This is a genomic window from Azoarcus sp. KH32C (assembly GCF_000349945.1).
In the GTDB taxonomy this organism is placed as follows: Bacteria; Pseudomonadota; Gammaproteobacteria; order Burkholderiales; family Rhodocyclaceae; genus Aromatoleum.
Genome location: NC_020516.1, coordinates 3,351,401 through 3,372,357, shown reverse-complemented (window position 1 = coordinate 3,372,357; position 20,957 = coordinate 3,351,401). Strand labels below are relative to the sequence as shown.

Below are 20,957 nucleotides of genomic sequence, written 5' to 3'. Positions count from 1 at the left end.
TGGCCGGGCAAGGGGACGGAGATGCCGCTGGATTCTTCTTCGCAGTCGTGGTGGCTGGAGCCGCCATCGGCGGGTGCCGACGAGGGCGCGGGTTTGTCGACCGAGGAGGCCGCGGTGCGGCGTACACGCTTCGGTGCCAACCTGTTTCGCGAACGCCATCAGCGGCCGCTGCTGCTGCAGTACCTGAGCCGCTTCACGAATCCGCTGGTGCTGATCCTGCTCGTCGCGAGCGTCGTGTCCGCCTTCACCGGCGAGATTACCAACTTCCTGATCATCACCTGCATCGTTCTCCTGAGTGTCACGCTGGATTTCGTTCAGGAGTATCGAGCCAGCGCGGTTGCGGAGAAACTGCGCCAATCGGTCGCGCTGCGGACCACGGTGATCCGCGACGGCAAACCGCAGGAGGTGGCGGCGACCGAGCTCGTGCCCGGCGACGTCGTGTTGCTCGCGGCCGGAGATCTGATTCCGGCGGACGGAAGGGTGCTCGAAGCGGATGATTTCTTCGTCAAGCAGGCGGTGCTGACGGGAGAAACCTACCCCGTCGAAAAGCGGCCGAAGGCGCCCCCCGATTCCGCCACGGAACTCGATGAGGCCAGCAATGCGGTGTTCATGGGCACATCGGTCATCAGCGGCAAGGCGCGGGTGCTGATGGTCAGGACCGGCACAGCGACCGCGATCGGGAAAATCGCCGACAGCGTTTCACGCCCCTCGCCACCGAGTTCCTTCGAGCTCGGCACCCGTCGCTTCGGCATGCTGATCATGCGCCTGACGGTGCTGATGGTAATGTTCGTGCTGCTGGTGAACACCCTGTTCCACAAGCCCTTGCTCGAATCCTTCCTGTTCGCAGTCGCTCTTGCCGTCGGCCTGACGCCGGAACTGCTGCCGATGGTGATCTCGGTGACGCTGTCGCGCGGGGCGCTGCGCATGGCAGACGCGCACGTGATCGTCAAACGACAGACGGCCATCCAGGACCTCGGTTCGATGGATGTCCTGTGCACCGACAAGACCGGCACCCTGACCGAGGCAAAAATCCGCATGGAGCGGCATGTGGATGCCGAAGGCCGCTCCAGCGAGCGGGTGCTCAAACTGGCCTATCTCAACAGCTTCTTCGAGAGCGGCTTGAAGAACCCGCTCGACGAGGCGATTCTCGACCACGAGCACATCGACGTTGCCGGCTGGAAGAAGATCGATGAGGTTCCGTTCGACTTCGAGCGACGTCGCGTCTCCGTGCTGGTCGATAACGGCACGTCGCGCTGGCTGGTGGTGAAGGGGGCTCCCGACGAGATCGTGAATTTTTGCACCCATTTCGAAGCGGACGGCGCCGAAATCCAGCGGCCGACGGACGAGGCGGCCCTGGCCGCGATCCACGCCCGGTATCACGGACTGGAGGAGGAAGGTTTCCGCGTGCTGGGCATTGCGTGGCGTGAGGTGCCGCCGGACCACCCGCATGCCCTTGTCGATGACGAAACGGGATTGGTGCTCGCCGGGTTCGCCGCGTTTCTCGATCCTCCAAAGGCGAGCGCCGCCGCCGCGCTCGAGGCACTCAAGAAACTCGGCGTCGCGATCAAGATTGTCACGGGCGACAGTGACTTGGTGACCCGGCATGTCTGCGCCCAGTTGCAGATTTCGGTCATGGGTCTCCTGACGGGCAAGGAGATCGCGCAGATGGACGATCACGCCCTGCGCGCCCGCGTCGATGGGGCGAACTTGTTTTGCCGCGTCAATCCCGCGCAGAAGGACAGGGTCATTCTGGCGCTGAAGGCGCGCGGCCACGTGGTCGGCTATCTGGGCGACGGCATCAACGATGCGCCTCCGCTGCATTCGGCGGATGTCGGGCTGTCGGTGGAGTCGGCCGTAGACGTCGCTAAGGAGGCGGCCGACATGATTCTGCTGAAACACGACTTGCATGTGCTGCACGCGGCGGTACTGGAAGGACGGCGCACCTTCGGCAACATCATGAAGTACATCATGATGGGAACCAGCTCCAACTTCGGCAACATGTTCAGCATGGCCGGGGCGGCGCTGTTCCTGCCTTTCCTGCCGATGCTGCCGACGCAGATCCTGCTCAACAACATTCTGTACGACGTTTCCGAAGTGCCGATTCCGCTCGACGCGGTGGATGCCGAGGAGATTCGCCGCCCGCGCGCGCTGGATCTCGATTTCATCCGTAATTTCATGCTCGTGATCGGGCCGATCAGCTCGCTGTTCGACGTCCTGACCTTCTACGTCATGCTGGTCGTGCTGCAGGCGGGCGAAAGACTGTTTCAGACCGGATGGTTCGTCGAATCGCTGTGCACGCAGGTGCTGGTGATCTTCATCATCCGCACCCGTGGCAACCCGCTGAGAAGTCGTCCTCATCCGCTGCTGGTGGCGACTTCGCTGGCGGTCGTGGTGGGCGCGGTGCTGCTGCCATTCACTGCGCTGGGCACGCATTTCGGCTTTACGCCACCGCCGGCCCGGTTCTATCTCATCCTCGCGGGAATGGTTGTCGCGTACCTGTGCGTCGCGGAGCTGGCCAAGCAGGGCTTCTATCGCTGGTGGGCGAGCCGCGGCCAGCGGCGCGGGCCAGCCCTCCGGAATTAGCGACCGTCCGGCGCTTGTCCGTCAGCGGACGAGCCCCGGATAGAGCCGGGTCGCAGCCGCCAGAAGCAGCAGGAACACCGCGGCCATCACGCCGAAGCTCGTCGCCTGCGTGTACATGCTGTGGCCGCCGACGATCATCGAGTGACGCAGGGCATCCACGAGGTAGGTCAGCGGATTCGCGACCGCCAGCGCCTTGAGCCAGCCCGGCATCAGCTCGATCGGGTAGATCGCGTTCGAGGCGAAGAACAACGGCATGGTCAGGACTTGCCCGATGCCCATGAAGCGTTCGCGTGTCTTGACGATGCACGCGATGATCAGCGAGAAGGTCGCAAAGATGCAGGAGCCGAGGAAGACGGCGAGCGCGACGCCGATCATCGCCGGGGCGTCCCAGCGGATACCCACGTGCAGCGCCAGCGCGACCAGATAGACAAAGACCGCCTGGATCAGTCCGCGCAAGCCTGCGGCGATCGCCTTGCCCAGGACCAGTGCGGTCCGCGACGCCGGCGTCACGAGCAGCTTGTGGACGATCCCCAGGTCGCGTTCCCAGATGATGGCGATGCCGTAGAAAATCGCCGAGAACAGGATGCTCTGCGCGAGGATTCCGGGCGCCATGAAATCGAGGTAGCCGATGTCGCCGGTCGGGATGCCGCGCACCTTGCTGAAGACCTGCCCGAACACCGCCAGCCAGAGGACCGGTTGGAGCGCGCGCGACACCAGCTCGGTCGGGTCGCGGATCAACTTGCGGATTTCGGCGTTCGCGACGGCCGCCGTCGCATAGGCAAAGTCGTTCATGGTCTAGCCCAGCCGCCGGGCCGTGCCCCGGGTTTCGCGGATCTCGCGATAGTGGCCGCCTTCTTCGATACGCACGCCGCTGTGTGCGACGAACACGTCGCTCAGGGTCGCGTCGGGGCCCAGCTGGCCCTTGAGCTCGGCGGGCCGGCCGACCACGGCGAGACGCCCGCGGTGAAGAATCGCGAGCTCGTCGCAGAGGTAATCGGCCTCTTCCATGTCGTGCGTCGTCAGCAGGATCGTCATGCCGGTGGTCGCCTTGAGTTCCAGCAGACGCTCCCAAACCGACCGCCGCGCGACGGGATCGAGCCCGATCGTCGGCTCGTCGAGAAACAGCACCTCGGGGCGGTGCAGGGTGGCCTGGGCGATTTCGAGGCGTCGGATCATTCCTCCCGAGAACATCCTGACAAGCTTGTCGGCCACCGACTCCAGGTCCGAAAAGGCGAGCGCCTCGCGGATGCGTTCATCCCGGACCTCGCCGCGCAAGCCATAGAGGCTCGCCGACAGCACCAGGTTTTCCATCGCCGTCAGCCCGCCGTCGGCGGACAGCAGTTGCGGTACGTAGCCGATGCGGCGGCGCACCTCCATCGGCTTGCGTGCGACATCGAACCCCGCGACGGTGGCCGAGCCCGAGGTCGCGTCGAGCAGCGTTGTCAGGATCTTGATGGTGGTGCTCTTGCCGGCGCCATTCGGGCCCAGCAGCCCGAAGATGCAACGATGCGATATCCGCAAATCGAGCCTGTCCAAGGCGCAGAATGTCCCGAAGTTGCGGGTCAGTGCGCTCGTCTCGATTGCATATTCGGATCCGGTGGCGGCGAGGGTGTCCATGGCCCCTTCATTACACAACAATCGCGATCAGACGACCCAGGCATTATTGGCCAGCGGGGGCGGAAGAAATGGGTTGTTGTGGCCTTTGGATCTCAGGCTGCTTGCCGGTCGGCAAGGATCGCTACGACGTGCTGCGCGATCGCCAGCGCCGACGTCAGTCCCGGCGATTCGATCCCGAAAAGGTGGATCAGCCCGGCGACACCGTGCTGCGCCGGCCCGTCGATGCGGAAGTCGGCATCCGGCATGCCCGGGCCGGCGATCTTCGGGCGTACGCCGGCATAGCCGGGCGAAAGGCGGCCGTCCTCCAGTTGCGGCCACCAGGCGCGGATCGCAGTGTAGAAACGTTCGGCACGGCCGGGATCGACCGAGTAGTCCGGCTTCTCGATCCATTCGACGTCCGGGCCGAACTTTGCCTGTCCTCCGAGATCGAGCGTGAGATGCACGCCGAGGCCGCCCGGCTCGGGGATCGGGTAGATCAGCCGCGAGAACGGCGCCTTGCCGTTCAGCGTGAAATAGACGCCGCGCGCGAACCACGCCTTGGGCAGCGCTTCCGGCGCCGCGCCGCCGATCGTATGGCCGAGCGCGACCGCATCGAGGCCGGCGGCGTTGATCACCCAGCGCGCCCGGATTTCCATCTCGTCCTCGCCGCCGACGCGCAGCACGATGCCGTTGCCGTCGCGGCGTCCGCCGAGTACCGGGCTTGCGAGTGCCAGCATCGCGCCATGACGCTCCGCGTCGCCGAGCAGGGCGAGCATCAGCCCGTGGCTGTCGACGATGCCGGTCGAGGGCGACAGCAGCGCGGCATGGGCGTCGAGCGCCGGTTCGAGCTCGCGAATCTGCGCGCGATCCAGTTCGACCAGGTCTGCGACGCCGTTTGCTGCGGCGCGCGCGCCGATCTGGCGCAGGGCTTCCGTCTGCTCCGGCTTGGTCGCAACCAAGAGCTTGCCGCAGCGCGCATGGGCGACGCCATGTTCGGCGCAGTACTGGTACAAGGCCTGTCGGCCCTCGACGCACAGGCGGGCTTTCAGCGAGCCGGGCGGGTAGTAGAGGCCGGCGTGGATCACCTCGCTGTTCCGTGCGCTGATGCCGGTGCCGATCGCCGTCTCGCGTTCGAGGATGACGACCTCGCGGCCGGCTTGCGCCAGCGCACGCGCACACGCCAGGCCCACGACGCCCGCACCGATCACCACGCATTCCACCGCCTGCATCCTGCCTCCGCTTTCCGGTACTCGTTGTCGTCAATATGGCAGCCGGTTTTACCAGATTTAGGGCGCCGCAGTGCCAGAGTCGCTATCATTAGCAGCTGAATTCAATGTGTGGCGATCGGCCCGGCAGCAAAAGGAGAACAAGAGCATGGCTTCATCCCACGACAGCGTCAGCATGGCAGTGTTCTGCGACTTCGAGAACGTCGCGCTCGGCGTGCGCGATGCCAAGTACGAGAAATTCGACATCAAACCGGTGCTGGAGCGCCTGCTGCTCAAGGGCAGCATCGTCGTCAAGAAGGCCTACTGCGACTGGGAGCGCTACAAGGGCTTCAAGGCGGTGATGCACGAGGCGAACTTCGAGCTGATCGAAATCCCGCACGTGCGCCAGTCGGGCAAGAATTCGGCCGACATCCGCCTCGTCGTCGATGCGCTCGACCTTTGCTACACCAAATCCCACGTCAATACCTTCGTCATCATCAGCGGCGATTCCGATTTCTCGCCGCTGGTGTCGAAGTTGCGCGAGAACGCGAAGCAGGTGATCGGCGTCGGCGTCAAGCAATCGACTTCCGACCTGCTGATCGCGAACTGCGACGAATTCATCTTCTACGACGACCTCGTGCGCGAGAGCCAGCGCACCGCGGCCAAGCGCAGCGATACGCGCGAAGCCCAGCCGCAAGCGAAGCGCACGCCCGAAGAGGAAAAGCGCCGCAAGGAGGAAAGCGAAGCGCGCAAGATGCGTGCGATCGAGATCGCCGTCGAAACCTTCGATGCGCTGGTGGCGGAGCGCGGCGACAGCGGCGTGCGCATCTGGGCGTCGATGCTGAAGGAGGCGATCAAGCGCCGCAACCCGGGCTTCAACGAGTCCTACTACGGCTTCCGCGCCTTCGGCAACCTGCTGGAGGAGGCGCAGGCGCACGGACTGCTCGAATTCGGGCGCGACGAGAAATCCGGCGCCTATGTGTATCGCAGCAATTCGGGCTCCGCGCGCGCCTCCGTGGCCGAACCGGTCATTGGATCTGCGGCAATGGTCGAGGCTCCGTCGACGGGCGGGGCGCTCGTCGGCGAAGCCGCGGTCGACGCGATGGCACATGTGCCGGCCGAGCCGGCCGCGGAGGCAGCGCATCCTGCTGAGAGCACGCGCCATGAGCCTCGCCGCAAGAGCCGTGGCGGGCGCAAGACGACGGGCAAGAAGCCCGAGAGCCCGGCTGTCGTTCCGACAGCGCAGCCCGAGCCCGATGTTGCGGCGGCATCGGTCGTCGAGGTCGCGCCACCGGTCGAGCCGCGCCCGGTCGAGGCTCAGCCGGCGGAGACCAGCCCGATGCAGGCCGGCCCTGCGGAGCCAGGCATCGGCGAGACCGTGCGCCAGGAGCCGCGTCGGAAGAGCCGCGGCGGCCGCAAGCCGGCAGCACGCAAGGCCGAGACGGCAATCGAACAGCCGTCCCTGGCCCCGGCCGTCCCGGAGCCGACCGCCGCGCTGGTGGCGGCCGAAGTCCGGCCCGGTACCCAGGAGGCCGTCATGACGAATGAAGCGGTGCCCGCCGCGACCGAGGCGGCGACGGCCAAGCCTGCGAAATCCGCGAAATCGACCAAGAAACCGGGTACCCGTAGTCGCCGTCCGCGCAAGGTCGAGCTGCCGCCCGACGCTTCCTGAGCGGGAGTTCGTTCCGTCCTGAGATTCCGGCCGGCTCACCACCAGAAGCCGCCGGGCCTCCAGCGTGGTCGATTGTGACGGGGGGCCGGGAAGGCATCGGCGTGCCGCCGCGCATGGTGCGACGACATCTCCGTCTCATCACGGCTGAATTCCGTGCGACTGAGTTCGAGTAGCCGCGTGATGCGGTCTTCGGTAGCCGGATGCGTGCGCAGCCAGGACGGCTCCGGGTTGCCCCAGCCGGGCATCAGGATCATCCGCCACGAGCGGCTGACGCGTTCGATGTGGGCAAGCGCGGACGCGAGTCCTTCAGGGTCGCCCGTGAAGGAGGCGGCGGCGCGGTCGGCGTCGAATTCGCGCACGCGCGACAGTCCGAGTTGCGCCAGCAAGGCGAGATGGGGCGACAGGACGAGCAGCGCAAGAAGCACCCAGTTGATATCGATGGTGCCGCTCACGAGCGACGGGAGGCTCAGCAGCAGCATGAGTTGCCCCAGCAGCGCAAAGAGACCGGTCAGGCGGCTCACATAGTCGGCGAGTCCCATCACGCGCAGGTCGTCGTGGGCAATGTGCGCCGTTTCATGAGCCAGCACGCCGGCGATCTCGCGGTCGGCCAGGCTGCGCAGCAGTCCGTCGGTCACCGCGATGGCCGAGTTCCTGCGCCGTCCGACGGCAAACGCGTTGATGATCGGGCTCGGGACGTAGTAGAGCCGGGGCACGGAGGGGAGCGCCGCACGCTTGCTGATGCGCTCCATCAGGAGCCACAGTCCTGGTGCGGTGCTGCGGGCCATCGGGCTTGCCCCGTACAGGCGCAGGGTCAGTTGGCCAGTGGCGGCCGGCTCCAGCACCAGTGTGAGCAGGCTCGCGCCGAGCGCAATCCACATGCCGTCCTCGCCGAGCAGCAGGGCGCCCCCAAGCGCGCTGATGCCCAGCAGCGTGAGGACCAGCAGCAGCGTCTGGAGACGGTTCGCCCAGGCGTGGCGGTGAGGCTCAGCCATGCGGGCACTCAACCGGCACGCCGACTCCGCGCATGTTCGCGCAGGGCGTCGATCTCTTCGAGCAGGTCGGCCACGAGGGCGGCGAGTTCCGGCACCGCATCGAAGTTGCGTTCGAGTTCCCGCATTCGACGGGCCCGCTGCAGATTTGCCGTCGAAAAGCGCCACACGCCCGACACACAACTCACCTGCGGGAACAGTCCTTCGTCGATGTGCCGGAGGAGCCAGTCCGGTTCGACCGCGCAGGCCGCCGCGAGCTGTTCGAGCGTCATCCAGCTCTCCTCAAGCAGACTGGCGATCAGGATTTCATCCTTGCGCATCGCTCAACTCCTCCCTTGTGACCCAATGTTCTGGGCGCGCGGATCGAAGTCCATTTCCCGGGCCATCGTTTCGTAGAACTCCTTTGCGCGTGGCGTGTCCGCCGGCGGCAGCACGATCGTCAGGTCGAGCAGGAGGTCGCCCGGCGGCTGCCCCGGGATTCCCTTGCCGCGCACGCGCAACTGTTGCCCGGCGCGTGCTCCCGGCGGGATGCGGACCTTGATCGACGAGTCCGGCAGCTCGACGGGAATGACCGCGCCGAGCGCCGCTTCCCACGGTGCCACGGGCAGCGTCAGGTGCAGGTCGCGTCCGTCCGCGCGCAGCCTGCTGTGAGGAAGGAAGTGCACTTCCAGCAGCAGGTCGCCCGGCGGCGCGCCGCCGATGCCCGGCGATCCCTGGCCGGCGAGACGGACGATCTGGCCTTCGTACACCCCACGAGGGATCTTCACGTTCAGCGTACGGATGTCCACCGTGACGTGGCCCGTGCCGTCCATGCGCGGAATGCGCAGCGCGACCTGGCGCGTCGCGCCGTTGAAGCTGTCCTCGATGTCGAGCTGGATCTTCGCGTGATGGTCTTCCCCACGTGCCTGGAAGCCGTGCCGCCCGCGGCGGGGTCCGCCATGAGGACTGCCATGGGGGCCGCTGCCGATGCCGCCGAAGATCTGCGAGAAGAAATCGCTGAACTCGCCTGCCTCGTGGGGCGAAAAGCCGTGGCTCGTGAATTCGAAACCGCTGTCCCAGCCCGGCGGCGGACGGAAGTCCTGCCCCGCCTGATAGCTGCGGCCTAGCTGATCGTAGGCTGCGCGCCGTTCCGGGTCGGAGAGCACGGCGTTGGCCTCGTTGATTTCCTTCATCCGGGCCTCGGCGTCGCTTTCGCGCGAGATGTCCGGATGGTACTTGCGTGCGAGCTTGCGAAAGGCCTTCTTGATCTCATCGGCCGACGCGCCGCGTTCGACGCCGAGCACCTTGTAGTAATCCCGAAAATCCACCGCGTGCCCTCCTGCAGAAAGGAAAGTCGCTACCTCTCTTGCATGTTGACTCCATCTCGGAAAATTTCAAGCCCTTGAAATCGTTTGTCTCATCCCTATCTTCGAGCCAGGCCGCAGACGCGGCGATTCCGAGCAACATGGAGGATTGCATGATGTACAGGACCTTGTTTCCGCGCGACGTCTTTTCCGAACTGGATCGGCTGCAGCGCGAACTGCAGGAGTCGTTCGACATTTCCCCAAGCATCCGCGGAACCGGGCGCGGCGGTTTTCCCGCGCTGAACGTGGGTGGAACGCCCCAGTCGATCGAGATCTTCGCGTTCGCGCCGGGTGTCGATCCGAAGAGTATCGAGCTGAACCTCGATCGCGGAGTACTCAGCATCAGCGGCGAACGGCCGTCCGACATCCCTCAGACCGAGGACAAGAAGCAGAGCGTGCATATCCGCGAACGCTTCGCCGGGCGCTTCCGTCGCGTCGTGAGTCTGTCCGACGACATCGATCCCAACGGCGTGACCGCCAATTACCGGGACGGCGTGCTGCGCGTCAGCGTGAAGCGCCGCGAATCGGCTCAGCCCCGCCGCATCACCGTCGAATAATGGAAGGAGGTAGGACCATGAACGAAGTGAAGGCTTCCGAAACCAAGCCCCGGACACCGAGGGGAGAACGGGGCGCCGAGGAGGCGACCCTGCTGCCACCCGTCAATGTCGTCGAGGATAGCCGCGGCATCATATTGACCGCCGATCTGCCGGGAGTGCCGAAGGACGCACTGCTGCTGCAGATCGAGGCCAACACGCTGACGATTGAAGGCGAGGTCAGACTCGACGTTCCCGAGGGAATGGAGGCGACCCACGCCGAAGTCAGTCTGCCGCGCTACCGCAGGGTGTTCACGCTGTCGAAGGAACTCGACACCGAGAAGATCGGCGCCGAGTTCGTCAATGGCGTGCTGACCTTGCGCATCCCGAAGGCGGACTTCGCCCAGCCGCGCCGCATCGAGATCAGCGTCCATTGAGGCTTTCGGCCCGGGGAGCGCGAGGCATGCGCCCCCCGGGCGCGCGGCTTACTTTGCGGAAATTCGCTTCACTCCGGCAACGAAACGCGCCAGCGTATCCGACAGCACGCCGCGCGGGATCGCGATCTCGATCAGCTGGAAGCGCCCGCGCGTTGCGACCGCCTTCTCCAGCGCGAGCTGCAGCTCGGCACGCGTCTTCACGCGCACGCCGTCGCCGCCGAGCGGGCCCGCCATTTCCGCGAATCCCCAGTGCCCGAGGTCGTTGAAACCGGATTCCGGCTGGAAGGTACGAAGCATTTCCCAGCTCGCGTTGTTGAAGAGCAGCACGATCGGATCCCAGCCATAGCGTCGGCAATTGCCGAGCTCCCACCCGGTCATCTGGAAGGCGCCGTCGCCGACCAGGATCAGCGGCCGCTGCCCGCTCGTCGCCTGGATGCCGAGCCCGCCGGGTACGCCGTAGCCCATCGTTGCGTAATAACCGGGCGCGACCAGTGCAGTCTGCTCGATCTCCATTGCGGTGAAGAGGCAGTCGCCCATGTCCGACGCGATCGGCAGGCGGCCGTGGCGGGCGAAGAGGTCGTTCACCGCTTTCGCGATGTCGGTCGGCGTGATGGTTTCGTCGTCGCAGATGAGGCCTTTCGGGTAGATCTGCTTTGCAACGGTGAAGCTCGCTTGCGCCTTTCCGACTCGCTGCAGCATCCCATCAACCAGCGCGGCCAGCGGTATGTCGGCGTACGTGTGGTAGCCGAGCGTGACTCGTCCGTTGTGCGCCTGAATCGTCTTGCGCAGGTCTATGCGTTTCTCGGAAACCGCGAAGTTCGTGTCCGAGATGATCTCGCCGAGCAGGAAGAGGCCGTCCGAGTTTTCGACGAGCTGCGTGACTTCCGGCAGGCCGGCGACACCCATGTAGGTGCCGACCAGCGGCGCATCGCAGTCGGTGAGCAATCCGCGTCCCATGAAGCCCGTCACCACCGGCACGCCCAGATGGCGCGACAGTTCCGCGACCTTTTCCTCCAGCCCGTAGCGCCGCACTTCGACGCCAGCCATCAGCACCGGGCTCTTCGCCACTTCCAGCCGGGCGAGGATCTCGTCGACACAGGCCTCGAGCGCGTCGGTGTCGACCGGCCGCGGTGCCGCGCGTACGACCGGCTCGCAGGGCTCCTGCACCATGTCGCGCGGAATCTCGATGTAGACCGGCTCGGAATGGCGCAGGCAGCTCGCGAGCACACGCGCGATGTCGGTGGGCGCGCGCGCCGCATCGTCGAGCCGCACCTGGTCGCAGGTAATCTCGCGGTAGATCTCGAGCTGGGAGTCGAGCGTCTTCGCCTGATGGTGCAGCAGCAACCCGCAGTTCGACTCGCGTTTGCCGGGGCCGCCGGACAGCACCACCACGGGCGACTTCTCCGCATAGGCCGCCGCAACGGCATTGACCATGTTGAGCGCACCCGCTCCGTAGGTCACCGCCGCCACGCCAAGGCCGCAGCTCATGCGCGCGGCCGCATCGGCTGCGAAGCCGATCCCCGGTTCGTGAGACAGCGTATAGAGCGGCAGGATGCCCGACTCTTCGATGATGCGGAAATAGGGCAGGGCGAAGTCGCCGGGCAACCCGAAGATCTGTCGGGCGCCGTGCTCCTTCAGCGCGTGCAGCAGGGATTCGACCAGGTTCATGGGGTGCTCCTCTCGGTATGGTTGTGCATATAATTGTCTTGCGAAGATCGCGCACGTTGCGTTCGTTGTGCGACTTCATAGATCTAATCGATGCACAAAACGTGCGTGATGGAGCAATTCGATGCAGCAGATCGTTGTCGATAAATTCGATATCCAGATTCTTGAGGCCCTGCAGCGCCGCGGCAACGCGACCAACAGCGCGCTCGGGGAGGAGGTGCATCTTTCCCCGTCGCAGGTGAGCCGGCGCATTACGCGGCTGGAGCAGAGCGGGATCATCGCGGCCTACGCGGCGCTGCTCGATCCGGGAGCGGTGGGTCTGGGTGTGTCGGCCTTCGCGAACGTGATCCTCGAACGCCACGGCGAAGGATCGAGCGAAGCCTTCGAGCGTGCCGTCGCGACGCTGCCGGAAGTGGTGGAGTGTTTCTCGGTGAGCGGCGACGCGGACTACGTGCTGCGCATCGTCGCGTCCGACCTCGCCGCGTTTTCGGAGCTGATGATGAAGCGCATCATGCGCCTGCCAGGGCTCGCCCACATCAAGACCAACATCGCGCTGAAGCGGGTCAAGCAGACCAACGTCTTGCCGCTCGACCACATCATGCACGCGCCGCGGACGAGCCAGCGCGTGCAGTACGCGGAAAGCCTGCGTACTGCCGATTGAGCCGGGGAGTTAGCTCAGCGTCGCGTTTGCGAGCTTTGCACCGAAGCCGATGAACAGCCCTCCGACGCCACCGGTCGCAGCGGCCGCGAGGCGACGACGGCGGCGGAACTGATCGGCCAAGTGGGCACCGCCGAAGATCAGCGCCGACAGGTAGATCGCGCTGCAGATCTGCACGATCGTGCCGAGGATCCCGAAGGACAGTGCCGGATGGCCATAGGCTGGATCGACGAACTGGATGAAGAAGGACACGAAGAAGAGGATGGCCTTCGGGTTCATCAGGCTGATCACCAGCGCCGTACGGAATGGGCGCTTCGCGTCGACCGCCTTGGGCGTCGGCGCCTCGGCCGCCGGCGTCTTCCAGTTGCGCACGGCCGAGCGCAGCAATCCGAGTCCGACCCAGGCGAGATAGGCCGCGCCGGCATACTTCAGCACCATGAAGAGCGCCGGTGTCGTCTGCAGCAGCGACGCCACGCCGGTGGCGGAGAGAATCATCAGCACCGTGTCGCCGACGAAGATGCCGCAGGCCCCGCGATAGCCCGCGCCGATGCCCCAGCGCGACGCCACGGACATCACGTAGATCGAGTTAGGGCCAGGCAGCAGCACGATGAAGATCGTGCCGAGAATGAAAGTCGTCAGGTCGGTTACGCCGTAGAACATGGGGCCTCCGCCGCTCAGGCAAAGGTTGATTCTACTACCGCCGGTCGTCCTCAGTTCCGCGCGCGGCAGTTCTCATAGAGGTGTTCGCCCTGCATATCCACGCGCGCCAGCGCTGCGCGTCGCGACAAGGTCAGGACGTCGCAGCCGAAGCGCTGCTCCGCGCCGTCAGCCGATTCCGCCTGCAGCCTGAAGCGGCTGCCCTCGATGTCGATGAGCGCTCGGTCCTGTTCGGGAAGATAAGTGACGGCAAAGCCTTTTCCGCCGTCGCAGACGTAGTCGACAATCTTCACGGGTTCGCTGCGCGGGACCGTCGAGCAGGCGGCAACGACACTTGCTACAAGAACGACCACGAGCCTCTTCATCGGCAAGCCTCTAATTTGACGTTCAACATTCGGGCCATGCTCGCGGCGTGACCTTTGCGGCAATAGTACACATTTCGTCACGGACGAAGGCTTTAGAATCATCGCAAGACCTTGCCGATGGCATCTTCGATGGTGTCAAAGAATGAAATCCTCGCTCCTTCGCCAACAACTCGTTGCCAATTTCGATCCGTCTGGCGAGACAGCGCTCGCGGAATGCCTGGAAAGCCTGAGGGCCGCCGGCCTGTCCGAGATCGCGACGAAGTTCGCGACCCTGCTGGCTGCCGTCGATGACTCCTACACTGAATTCGAGCCGATCCAGCGGCGCGCCAACAAGGCACGGCGCCTTGTCGATTGCCTCGACCTGACCGAAGACATCCTCTGCGAGTGGAACCTCGTCGGCGGCACCATTCGCGCCTCGGTTGCGTGGAATCGCCGTTTCGGCGCGACGAGTGCCGACGTGAACCGGATCAAGGATTGGAAGAACAGGATCCATCCGGACGATCGCAAGCTCGTCGATGAACGGATCGGCACGCTGCTGCAGGGGCGGGCACCGCTGATCGAGGTCGAACACCGCTTCCTCGAACGCGACAAGCGCTGGACCTACTGGCTGCTGCGCGCCCGCGTGACCGGGCACGATGCGGACGGAAAACCCGTCCGGCTGTTGGTCCTGCACCGCGATATCGTCGACCAGAAGTCCGCCGAAGCCGCCCTGGTGCGTGCGAAGGAGCAGGCCGAGAGCGCCAATCGTGCTCGTGGTTTCTTCCTCGCGAACATGAGTCACGAAATCCGGACGCCGATGAACGCGATCCTCGGCATGACGGAACTCGCCCTCGATGCAACCGTCGAGGCAGAACCGCGGAGCTATCTCACGACGGTCAAGTCGTCCGCCGAGTCGCTGCTCAACATCATCAACGATGTGCTCGACCTCTCGAAGATCGAGGCCGGCAAGGTCGAACTCGAAAGCGTCCCGATGTCGGTGCGCACGATCCTGAACGACGTCGTGCGCGCCTTCGCCGTTTCGGCCCACGGCAAGGGCCTCGAGATCATGCTCGACGTCGCGCCCGAAATGCCGGATCGCCTGTTCGGCGACCCGACGCGCCTGCGTCAGATCCTCGCCAACCTCATCGGCAACGCGATCAAGTTCACCGAACGCGGCGAAGTGCTCGTGAAGGCCTGGGTGTTGCGCCGGGCCGGCATGTCGCTGTATCTCCAGTTCGCCGTCTGCGACACCGGCATCGGCATCGCAGCGGACCATCACGAGCAGATTTTCGACGCCTTCACGCAGGCCGATGTTTCGACGGCCCGGCGTTTCGGCGGCACGGGCCTGGGCCTGGCGATCAGCAACCAACTCGTGAAGCTGCTCGACGGGCAGATCTGGCTCGAAAGCGAGCCCGGCAAGGGCACCTCTTTCTACTTCACGGTGCGCTTCGCGGCAGATCAGACTTCGTCGTCGATCCCCGTCGCGCCGGTTGCGCTGCCGCTGCTCCAAGGCCGCCGGGTTCTCGTCGTAGACGATTGCGTGCATGCGGCTGACCTCCTGGGTAAGCTGCTGCAGCGCCTCGGCGCCCACGTAGAAATCGCCTGTGACCCGATTCAGGCCGAAGTCATGCGTTCGGCGCGCGATCCCTTCGATATCCTGGTGGTCGATGCCGGCATGTCCCCACCGGCCGGCTTCGCGCTCATGGATGCGCCGGGTCGTGGCGAAGCGATCATCGTGCTGCTGGCTCAGCATGGACAGCAGCAGACGCTGCAGCAATCCAGGAATTCCGCGGTCAAGGCCCGTCTCGTCAAACCCGTGTTCGACGCCGAACTCCTCGACGCGGTCCGAGCCGCGCTCGGAGTGCAGAGCGTGGTGCGCGATGAACTCGATGCGTTCCGGCTCGACGATGTCCGTCTAGACGACGTGCGCTTCCAGAACGACGACGGCGAGCCGCTCAACGTCCTTCTGGTCGAAGACACGCCCGTTAACCAGACCTTGGCGGTGAAACTGCTGGCGAAGGCTGGACACCGCGTGACTGTCGCAGCCAACGGTCGCGAGGCACTCGAACGCTTCGATCGACAACGCTTCGACCTGATCCTGATGGATGTACAGATGCCGGTTCTCGACGGCATGGAAGCGACCACCGCAATCCGCGCGCGGGAAATGAACCGCAGCTGGGCCATGGGCCAGCATCAGCGCGTTTCCTACATCGCGGCGATGACGGCGCATGCGATGGAAGGGGATCGCGAACGCTGTCTCGCCGCGGGGATGGACGACTACCTGTCGAAACCGATCCGGCGCAAGGCGCTCGACGAAGTGCTCAAGCGCGCCATCGAACACCGGCGCACGCCGATGGCGCCGCTGAACGATCTGATCGAGCAGCAGTGGGAAACCTGACCGTCCTCAGTGTGCGCTGAACTCGCGGCGCAACTCTACGGCCAGCACCGCAACCAGGCGTTCCGCATCCTTCGCCGCCGCACTTGCCTCGGCGAGCTCACCGCGCCGGCATGCCTGTTCCATCGCCGCGAGGTGTGTGACCAGCCTCGCGGCGCCGAAGTTCGCGGCCGACCCCTTGAGGTTGTGGGTCGCCCGGGCCGCTGCCGGAGCATCGCCGGTCCGCAGGGCAGTGCGCAGTTCCGTAAGCAGGCGCGGAACGTCGTCGACGAAGGTCTTCGCCATCAGCCGCAGCAGATCGAGATCGTTGTCCAGGTTATCGAGGAGGGCGGAGCGGTCGAACAGCGATTCATCCGACATGGTCTATCATTCCTCGGATCAGACTGTCACGTGGAAACGGCATCCTCTTCATCGCGGAATCGCCGGTTGATCTCGATCACCCGTTCCCACAATGCGAGGAAAGCGTCGACGCAGCTCGGGTCGAAATGCTTGCCGCGGTTTTCGCGAAGATAAGCGCGAGCCGCCTCGAAGGTCCAGGCCTTCTTATACGGGCGCTCCGAAGTCAGTGCGTCGAACACGTCGGCCACGGCGACGATCCGGCCCTCGATCGGAATCTCGTTCCCGGCCAGGCGGCGTGGATACCCGGTGCCGTCAAATTTCTCATGGTGGTGAAGGGCGATCGAGGCTGCCAACTGCACCGCCGGCGAACTGCTTTCCCTGAGGATCTCGTAGCCGATCAACGTGTGCTGCTTCATCACCTCGAATTCCTCAGGCGTATGGCGGCCCGGCTTCAGCAGGATGTGGTCGGGCGTTCCGAGCTTGCCCACGTCGTGCATCGGCGCGGCACGCAGCAGCATCTCCTGGAAGTCCGGCGGCAGACCCATGCGTCCGGCGATGAGCTGCGCGTAATGCGCCATGCGAAGGATGTGCGCCCCGGTTTCCGGGTCGCGGCATTCGGCCGCGCGGGCCAGCCGAACGATCGTCTCGTGTTCTCGGTCGTGGATCTCCTCCACGGCGCGCTTCACGGCTTCGGCCAGCGAGCTCGCGCGATCCGCGAGCGCCTGCTGGCTGCGGCGCAAGGCGAGCATGTTCTTCGCGCGGGCGAGGAACTCCATGCGGTCGACCGGCTTGTTGAGAAAGTCCGTCGCGCCCTCGTTCAAGGCCGCGTAGCGGATGCTCTTCTCGTGGTCCGCGGTCACCATCAGGATCGGCAAGCTGTCGTGACGAGGTTCGCGGCGGATCTGGCGTATGAATTCAAGGCCGTCGATGTTCGGCATCATGTAATCGACGATGATCAGGTCCGGATCGTTTTCGAGGCACCAGGCCAACCCCGAGCCCGGGTCGGTGAACGTCACCGGCTCGCGGCCTTCGAGGCGGAGCACGAACGCGCGCATCAGCTCAAGCGTGGTGGGCGTGTCGTCGACGATGACGACGCTCATGGGAAGAATCCTCCGGACAAGCTCCTCATGTGTTTCACCTTAACGCAGCGGCCGGTATTCGCCGCGCGGAATGGCTCACGATCAGGCTGAAATGGCGGGTGTCGGCGTCATCCGCAGCGGAATCGTCACCGGCCCGTCATTGACGAGATGCACCTGCATGACTGCCGCAAACTCCCCGGTTTGCACATGCGGGTGTGTTTTGCGTGCCCGCTCGACAAAATATTCGTAAAGCGCTCGTCCGTCTTCGGGGGCGGCCGCTCCGGTGAAACTCGGCCGGTTCCCGCCCGAGGTGTCCGCGGCGAGCGTGAATTGGCTCACTACCAGCAAGGCGCCGCCCACATCCTGCACCGAGCGGTTCATCTTTCCGGCTTCGTCGGAAAAGATTCGGAGTTTCAGGATCTTTGCGAGCAGCCGGTCGGCTTCGGCAACGCCGTCGCCGCGCTCCGCGCACACCAGAACCAGCAGTCCGGCGTCGATCTCGCCGATGACCTTCCCTTCGACCTCGACACGCGCCTCTGCGACGCGCTGCAATACCGCCAACATTGCCTTCGGTTCTCCCACATGAGCAGAGCGTGATGCCCGGCGCGCAACCTTACGCGCCTGCCATGTCGACGGCAATAGCGGATCGTCTTCTGGCTTCGGAGGGACCGTTCACGCGTGAGCGCGCGCCCACTGCACGATCGCCGCGGCCGTTCCCATTGCGCCCGATTGCCGCGCCACCTCCCGGCCGCCCCGGAACAGAATCAAGGTTGGAATGCTGCGGATACCGAAGCGCGCTGCCAAGCCTTGTTGCTCGTCGGTATTGACCTTTCCGAGGCGCATCGTGGGTTCGAGGGTGGCGGCCGCCGCTTCGAAGGCCGGTGCCATTGTCTGACACGGGCCGCACCAGGGGGCCCAGAAATCGACGAGCAAGGGCAAGTCGCTCCGGCTCGCGTGGATATCGAAGAGCCGGTCGTCGAGCGGGAGCGGATGGGCTGTGAACAGCGATTCGTGGCACTTGCCGCAGGTCGGGCCGTCCGACAGCCGCCCCGACGGGACACGGTTCAGGGTATGGCAGTGGGGGCAGGGAAGGGTCAGGTTATCGGTACTCATTGATTTCTCCGGTCGCGTGACGACGGCATGAACGATACGGGCGGCTCCGCGATAGGCGTGCGTCGCCGCCCGTACCACATGCGATGTCTGGGCGGTCACGGCAAATATCAAGGCAGGGGGCAGGCGCCCCCGAGCATTTCAGGAGCCGGTTTTCGCGGAGAGGCCCCACAGGATCAGGAAGGACCCTCCGACCAGGCCCGCGACGCCTGCCTGAAGCAGCGTCACCAGCTGAAAACCGCCAAGGTGGTAATGCCCGGTGAGACGGTACAGACCCGCTGCCAGGCACATGAGCAGCCCGATGATTCCTAGCGCGCGACCTGCGACGACGAGCAAGCGATCCATTTGCGGCCCTCCCATTCTGTGCGTATGCGGGATTAAAGACCCCCGCTACCGCAGCCCGCAAGGAAATAAGGCATGACTTCAGTCTTTTCCGAAGACATATGCATCCATTCCGAGGATGCCGTAACGCACGTCCTCGGCGGCGATCCTGGCTACTGTCGCGCTGTCGCCGGCCGCAGCCCGCGCAAACATCAGCGGCAGCAGATGTTCGTCGGTCGGATGCGCACGCTCGGCAAAGGGGGCGCGCACACGGTAATCGAGCAGCGCGGCAAGGTCATCCGCGGCGAGGGTTTCCGCGATCCAGCCGCGGAACGCGTCGACATACGATTCCGTCGGGCGCCCATCTCCTGAGAATTCGTAAAGGTTGTGCGTGATGCTGCCGGATCCGACGATGAGCACGCCTTCGTTTCGCAACGGAGCCAGCGCGCGGCCCAGTTCAAGGAAGAAGGCCGGCGGCTGCCGGAAGGGCATCGAGAGCTGCATCACCGGAATGTCCGCCTCCGGGTACAGGTGCATCAGCGGCACCCACGCTCCGTGATCCAGGCCGCGTCGCGCTTCGGGGGCTGCATGCAGACTCGCTCGCTCCAGTAGCGCGATCGTCCGTGCGGCAAGCCCCGACGCGCCGGGAGCGGGATACTTCAGTTCATAGAGCGGCGCCGGAAAACCTCCGAAGTCGTGGATCGTCTCAGGCCGATCGTTCGTCGTCACAAGCAGGTTCGGCGTCATCCAGTGTGGTGACAGCACGAGGATGGCTTCGGGCCGTGGCAGTTCGCGGCCGAGTTCGGCGAGCGCCTCGCCGGCGAGACCGGGCGCGAGGGCAAAGGTGGGGGCGCCGTGCGAAATGAAGAGAGTAGGCAGCGTGGTCATGAGCGTCAGTCTATGGCTTCAAACCGCGTCGAAAAACCGCCGAATACTGCATACACTGTTCTGACGGCAGCAACAAAGAACCTGCCCGCGTCGCTACCGCATTCCCAGTATTCGGTAACGGCATATTCCGCAATGCACAAAGTTGCCAAGGTTTTATGGTATCTTGGCCGGAAAACACTGGGCCTTGCGCCATTTCACCCCACACGCAATTCGCATGACGCTTTTCTCGCTGATCGTTGCACTGCTGCTCGAGCAGGTCCGTCCGCTGCCCGTGAGGCAGATCGTCCTGGATCCCCTTTCGCGGCTTTCCACCTCACTCGTCGAGCGGTTCAACGATGGCCAGGCGCGCAATGGCCTGGTCGCGTGGGCGCTCGTCGTGATCCCGCTCGTCGTGCTCAGCGCGCTCGCGTATTTCTTGCTGTGGCTCGTCCATCCGCTGGTCGCCTTCGCATTCAATATCGCCGTGCTGTACCTGACGATGGGTTTCCGCCAGGAAAGCCACTTCTTCACCGATATTCATCTTGCGCTGCGCATGGGCGAGCTCGACCGCGCCCGCGCGCTGCTCGCCGAGTGGCGGGGCGGTCAATACTACGGTGCGAGTTCCGGCGAAGTCGCCCGCCTTGCGATCGAGCAGGCCCTGGTTGCAGCACACCGCAACGTCTTCGGGGTCGTCTTCTGGTTCATCCTGATGCCCGGCCCCAGCGGCGCCGTGCTGTATCGTGCGGTACGCTTTCTGGGCGAGGCCTGGGGCGAACGCCGCGATGTGGAGTTCGGCGAATTCGGGCGCTTCGCGAAAAAGGCCTTCGAAATCATCGACTGGCTGCCCGCGCGCCTGACTGCTGCGTCCTTTTCGGTGGTCGGCGACTTCGAGGATGCGGTGTTCTGCTGGCGCACGCAGTCGATGCTTTGGGCAGACAGGGCGTCCGGTATATTGATTGCTGCGGGCGGTGGAGCCCTGGGGGTGCGTCTCGGCATGCCGGTCCACGAATCCGGTGAGATCGTTGAGCGACCAGAAATGGGTGTCGGCGAGGAAGCCGACGCCGATTACATGCAAAGCACGGTGGGCCTCGTCTGGCGCGCACTGCTGCTTTGCCTGATGATGCTGGCCCTGCTGGTGATCGCCAGCTGGGTCGGTGCTTAATT

The 20,957-nt window shown here is 64.9% G+C and carries 22 protein-coding genes; 7 read left to right on the top strand and 15 right to left on the bottom strand.

The annotated features are described in order from the left end of the window. The first annotated feature begins 21 nt into the window (after nt 1–21). On the top strand, nt 22–2,583 hold the full coding sequence (gene mgtA, locus AZKH_RS14870) for a magnesium-translocating P-type ATPase (RefSeq protein ID WP_015436610.1): 2,562 nt from the start codon (nt 22–24) through the stop codon (nt 2,581–2,583). Nucleotides 2,584–2,604: 21 nt separating this feature from the next. On the opposite strand, the gene AZKH_RS14865 is transcribed toward mgtA, so the two are convergent. From AZKH_RS14865 to AZKH_RS14855, 3 genes are all read right to left on the bottom strand, one after another. Next, nucleotides 2,605–3,375, bottom strand: a complete 771-nt coding sequence (locus AZKH_RS14865; protein ID WP_015436609.1) for an ABC transporter permease — start codon at nt 3,373–3,375, stop codon at nt 2,605–2,607. A gap of 3 nt (nt 3,376–3,378) precedes the next feature. Next, a complete protein-coding gene (locus tag AZKH_RS14860; RefSeq protein ID WP_015436608.1) occupies nt 3,379–4,200 on the bottom strand; it encodes an ATP-binding cassette domain-containing protein in 822 nt (273 codons plus the stop codon). Between the two features lie 92 nt (nt 4,201–4,292). Further along, nucleotides 4,293–5,408 carry an NAD(P)/FAD-dependent oxidoreductase gene (locus AZKH_RS14855; protein WP_015436607.1) on the bottom strand — a complete coding sequence of 372 codons (1,116 nt, stop codon included), beginning with the start codon at nt 5,406–5,408 and terminating at the stop codon, nt 4,293–4,295. 145 nt (nt 5,409–5,553) lie between these two features. Here AZKH_RS14855 and AZKH_RS14850 point away from each other — a divergent pair, with 145 nt between their 5' ends. After that, nucleotides 5,554–7,056 (top strand): NYN domain-containing protein, encoded by a 1,503-nt coding sequence (locus tag AZKH_RS14850; RefSeq protein WP_015436606.1) that lies wholly within the window; start codon nt 5,554–5,556, stop codon nt 7,054–7,056. A gap of 35 nt (nt 7,057–7,091) precedes the next feature. Here AZKH_RS14850 and AZKH_RS14845 read toward each other — a convergent pair whose 3' ends face one another. From AZKH_RS14845 to AZKH_RS14835, 3 genes are read right to left on the bottom strand one after another with little or no spacing between them, the layout of a single operon-like run. Continuing rightward, nucleotides 7,092–8,048, bottom strand: coding sequence for a zinc metalloprotease HtpX (locus AZKH_RS14845; RefSeq protein WP_015436605.1), 957 nt, complete (start codon nt 8,046–8,048; stop codon nt 7,092–7,094). 8 nt (nt 8,049–8,056) lie between these two features. Beyond that, entirely contained in the window at nt 8,057–8,365 is a 309-nt protein-coding gene (locus AZKH_RS14840) for a chaperone modulator CbpM (protein WP_015436604.1), read from the bottom strand. A gap of 3 nt (nt 8,366–8,368) precedes the next feature. Then, a complete protein-coding gene (locus tag AZKH_RS14835) occupies nt 8,369–9,352 on the bottom strand; it encodes a DnaJ C-terminal domain-containing protein (RefSeq protein ID WP_015436603.1) in 984 nt (327 codons plus the stop codon). 149 nt (nt 9,353–9,501) lie between these two features. On the opposite strand from AZKH_RS14835, the gene AZKH_RS14830 reads away from it, so the two are divergent. Beyond that, nucleotides 9,502–9,945 (top strand): Hsp20/alpha crystallin family protein, encoded by a 444-nt coding sequence (locus AZKH_RS14830; RefSeq protein WP_015436602.1) that lies wholly within the window; start codon nt 9,502–9,504, stop codon nt 9,943–9,945. A 17-nt stretch (nt 9,946–9,962) separates the two neighbouring features. Then, nucleotides 9,963–10,358 (top strand): Hsp20/alpha crystallin family protein, encoded by a 396-nt coding sequence (locus AZKH_RS14825; RefSeq protein ID WP_015436601.1) that lies wholly within the window; start codon nt 9,963–9,965, stop codon nt 10,356–10,358. A gap of 48 nt (nt 10,359–10,406) precedes the next feature. On the opposite strand, the gene ipdC is transcribed toward AZKH_RS14825, so the two are convergent. Continuing rightward, the gene (ipdC, locus tag AZKH_RS14820) at nt 10,407–12,026 is read right to left on the bottom strand and encodes an indolepyruvate/phenylpyruvate decarboxylase (protein WP_015436600.1); all 1,620 of its coding nucleotides are present in this window, start codon (nt 12,024–12,026) and stop codon (nt 10,407–10,409) included. A gap of 121 nt (nt 12,027–12,147) precedes the next feature. Here ipdC and AZKH_RS14815 point away from each other — a divergent pair, with 121 nt between their 5' ends. Further along, nucleotides 12,148–12,684 (top strand): Lrp/AsnC family transcriptional regulator, encoded by a 537-nt coding sequence (locus AZKH_RS14815; protein WP_015436599.1) that lies wholly within the window; start codon nt 12,148–12,150, stop codon nt 12,682–12,684. 9 nt (nt 12,685–12,693) lie between these two features. On the opposite strand, the gene leuE is transcribed toward AZKH_RS14815, so the two are convergent. Both leuE and AZKH_RS14805 read right to left on the bottom strand, forming a co-directional pair. Then, complete coding sequence (gene leuE / locus AZKH_RS14810; protein WP_015436598.1) at nt 12,694–13,341, bottom strand: leucine efflux protein LeuE; 648 nt, start codon at nt 13,339–13,341, stop codon at nt 12,694–12,696. Nucleotides 13,342–13,391: 50 nt separating this feature from the next. After that, the gene (locus AZKH_RS14805) at nt 13,392–13,703 is read right to left on the bottom strand and encodes a hypothetical protein (protein WP_015436597.1); all 312 of its coding nucleotides are present in this window, start codon (nt 13,701–13,703) and stop codon (nt 13,392–13,394) included. A gap of 142 nt (nt 13,704–13,845) precedes the next feature. Between AZKH_RS14805 and AZKH_RS14800 the strand changes: the two genes are divergently transcribed. Further along, the gene (locus AZKH_RS14800; protein WP_015436596.1) at nt 13,846–16,080 is read left to right on the top strand and encodes a PAS domain-containing hybrid sensor histidine kinase/response regulator; all 2,235 of its coding nucleotides are present in this window, start codon (nt 13,846–13,848) and stop codon (nt 16,078–16,080) included. 6 nt (nt 16,081–16,086) lie between these two features. On the opposite strand, the gene AZKH_RS14795 is transcribed toward AZKH_RS14800, so the two are convergent. The 6 genes from AZKH_RS14795 to AZKH_RS14770 all read right to left on the bottom strand — a co-directional run bounded on the left by AZKH_RS14795 (nt 16,087) and on the right by AZKH_RS14770 (nt 19,814). Further along, nucleotides 16,087–16,437, bottom strand: a complete 351-nt coding sequence (locus tag AZKH_RS14795) for an Hpt domain-containing protein (RefSeq protein WP_015436595.1) — start codon at nt 16,435–16,437, stop codon at nt 16,087–16,089. 26 nt (nt 16,438–16,463) lie between these two features. Further along, complete coding sequence (locus AZKH_RS14790) at nt 16,464–17,516, bottom strand: HD domain-containing phosphohydrolase (RefSeq protein ID WP_015436594.1); 1,053 nt, start codon at nt 17,514–17,516, stop codon at nt 16,464–16,466. An 81-nt stretch (nt 17,517–17,597) separates the two neighbouring features. Beyond that, nucleotides 17,598–18,059 (bottom strand): D-aminoacyl-tRNA deacylase, encoded by a 462-nt coding sequence (gene dtd, locus AZKH_RS14785; RefSeq protein WP_015436593.1) that lies wholly within the window; start codon nt 18,057–18,059, stop codon nt 17,598–17,600. A 108-nt stretch (nt 18,060–18,167) separates the two neighbouring features. After that, nucleotides 18,168–18,608: a thioredoxin TrxC gene (trxC, locus tag AZKH_RS14780; protein WP_015436592.1), complete on the bottom strand. Its 441-nt coding sequence runs from the start codon at nt 18,606–18,608 to the stop codon at nt 18,168–18,170. 138 nt (nt 18,609–18,746) lie between these two features. Beyond that, nucleotides 18,747–18,950, bottom strand: a complete 204-nt coding sequence (locus AZKH_RS14775; protein WP_015436591.1) for a hypothetical protein — start codon at nt 18,948–18,950, stop codon at nt 18,747–18,749. Between the two features lie 78 nt (nt 18,951–19,028). Further along, complete coding sequence (locus AZKH_RS14770) at nt 19,029–19,814, bottom strand: class III extradiol ring-cleavage dioxygenase (RefSeq protein ID WP_015436590.1); 786 nt, start codon at nt 19,812–19,814, stop codon at nt 19,029–19,031. A 214-nt stretch (nt 19,815–20,028) separates the two neighbouring features. On the opposite strand from AZKH_RS14770, the gene AZKH_RS14765 reads away from it, so the two are divergent. After that, nucleotides 20,029–20,955 carry a CobD/CbiB family protein gene (locus AZKH_RS14765; protein WP_015436589.1) on the top strand — a complete coding sequence of 309 codons (927 nt, stop codon included), beginning with the start codon at nt 20,029–20,031 and terminating at the stop codon, nt 20,953–20,955. Nucleotides 20,956–20,957 lie beyond the last annotated feature (2 nt).

Bases quoted from the DNA above. Each gene is read 5' to 3' on its own strand.
- mgtA (WP_015436610.1), top strand. From the start codon at position 22: ATGCCGCTGGATTCTTCTTCGCAGTCGTGGTGGCTGGAGCCGCCATCG.
- AZKH_RS14865 (WP_015436609.1), bottom strand. From the start codon at position 3,375: ATGAACGACTTTGCCTATGCGACGGCGGCCGTCGCGAACGCCGAAATC.
- AZKH_RS14860 (WP_015436608.1), bottom strand. From the start codon at position 4,200: ATGGACACCCTCGCCGCCACCGGATCCGAATATGCAATCGAGACGAGC.
- AZKH_RS14855 (WP_015436607.1), bottom strand. From the start codon at position 5,408: ATGCAGGCGGTGGAATGCGTGGTGATCGGTGCGGGCGTCGTGGGCCTG.
- AZKH_RS14850 (WP_015436606.1), top strand. From the start codon at position 5,554: ATGGCTTCATCCCACGACAGCGTCAGCATGGCAGTGTTCTGCGACTTC.
- AZKH_RS14845 (WP_015436605.1), bottom strand. From the start codon at position 8,048: ATGGCTGAGCCTCACCGCCACGCCTGGGCGAACCGTCTCCAGACGCTG.
- AZKH_RS14840 (WP_015436604.1), bottom strand. From the start codon at position 8,365: ATGCGCAAGGATGAAATCCTGATCGCCAGTCTGCTTGAGGAGAGCTGG.
- AZKH_RS14830 (WP_015436602.1), top strand. From the start codon at position 9,502: ATGATGTACAGGACCTTGTTTCCGCGCGACGTCTTTTCCGAACTGGAT.
- AZKH_RS14825 (WP_015436601.1), top strand. From the start codon at position 9,963: ATGAACGAAGTGAAGGCTTCCGAAACCAAGCCCCGGACACCGAGGGGA.
- ipdC (WP_015436600.1), bottom strand. From the start codon at position 12,026: ATGAACCTGGTCGAATCCCTGCTGCACGCGCTGAAGGAGCACGGCGCC.
- AZKH_RS14815 (WP_015436599.1), top strand. From the start codon at position 12,148: ATGCAGCAGATCGTTGTCGATAAATTCGATATCCAGATTCTTGAGGCC.
- leuE (WP_015436598.1), bottom strand. From the start codon at position 13,341: ATGTTCTACGGCGTAACCGACCTGACGACTTTCATTCTCGGCACGATC.
- AZKH_RS14805 (WP_015436597.1), bottom strand. From the start codon at position 13,703: ATGAAGAGGCTCGTGGTCGTTCTTGTAGCAAGTGTCGTTGCCGCCTGC.
- AZKH_RS14800 (WP_015436596.1), top strand. From the start codon at position 13,846: ATGAAATCCTCGCTCCTTCGCCAACAACTCGTTGCCAATTTCGATCCG.
- AZKH_RS14795 (WP_015436595.1), bottom strand. From the start codon at position 16,437: ATGTCGGATGAATCGCTGTTCGACCGCTCCGCCCTCCTCGATAACCTG.
- AZKH_RS14790 (WP_015436594.1), bottom strand. From the start codon at position 17,516: ATGAGCGTCGTCATCGTCGACGACACGCCCACCACGCTTGAGCTGATG.
- dtd (WP_015436593.1), bottom strand. From the start codon at position 18,059: ATGTTGGCGGTATTGCAGCGCGTCGCAGAGGCGCGTGTCGAGGTCGAA.
- trxC (WP_015436592.1), bottom strand. From the start codon at position 18,608: ATGAGTACCGATAACCTGACCCTTCCCTGCCCCCACTGCCATACCCTG.
- AZKH_RS14775 (WP_015436591.1), bottom strand. From the start codon at position 18,950: ATGGATCGCTTGCTCGTCGTCGCAGGTCGCGCGCTAGGAATCATCGGG.
- AZKH_RS14770 (WP_015436590.1), bottom strand. From the start codon at position 19,814: ATGACCACGCTGCCTACTCTCTTCATTTCGCACGGCGCCCCCACCTTT.
- AZKH_RS14765 (WP_015436589.1), top strand. From the start codon at position 20,029: ATGACGCTTTTCTCGCTGATCGTTGCACTGCTGCTCGAGCAGGTCCGT.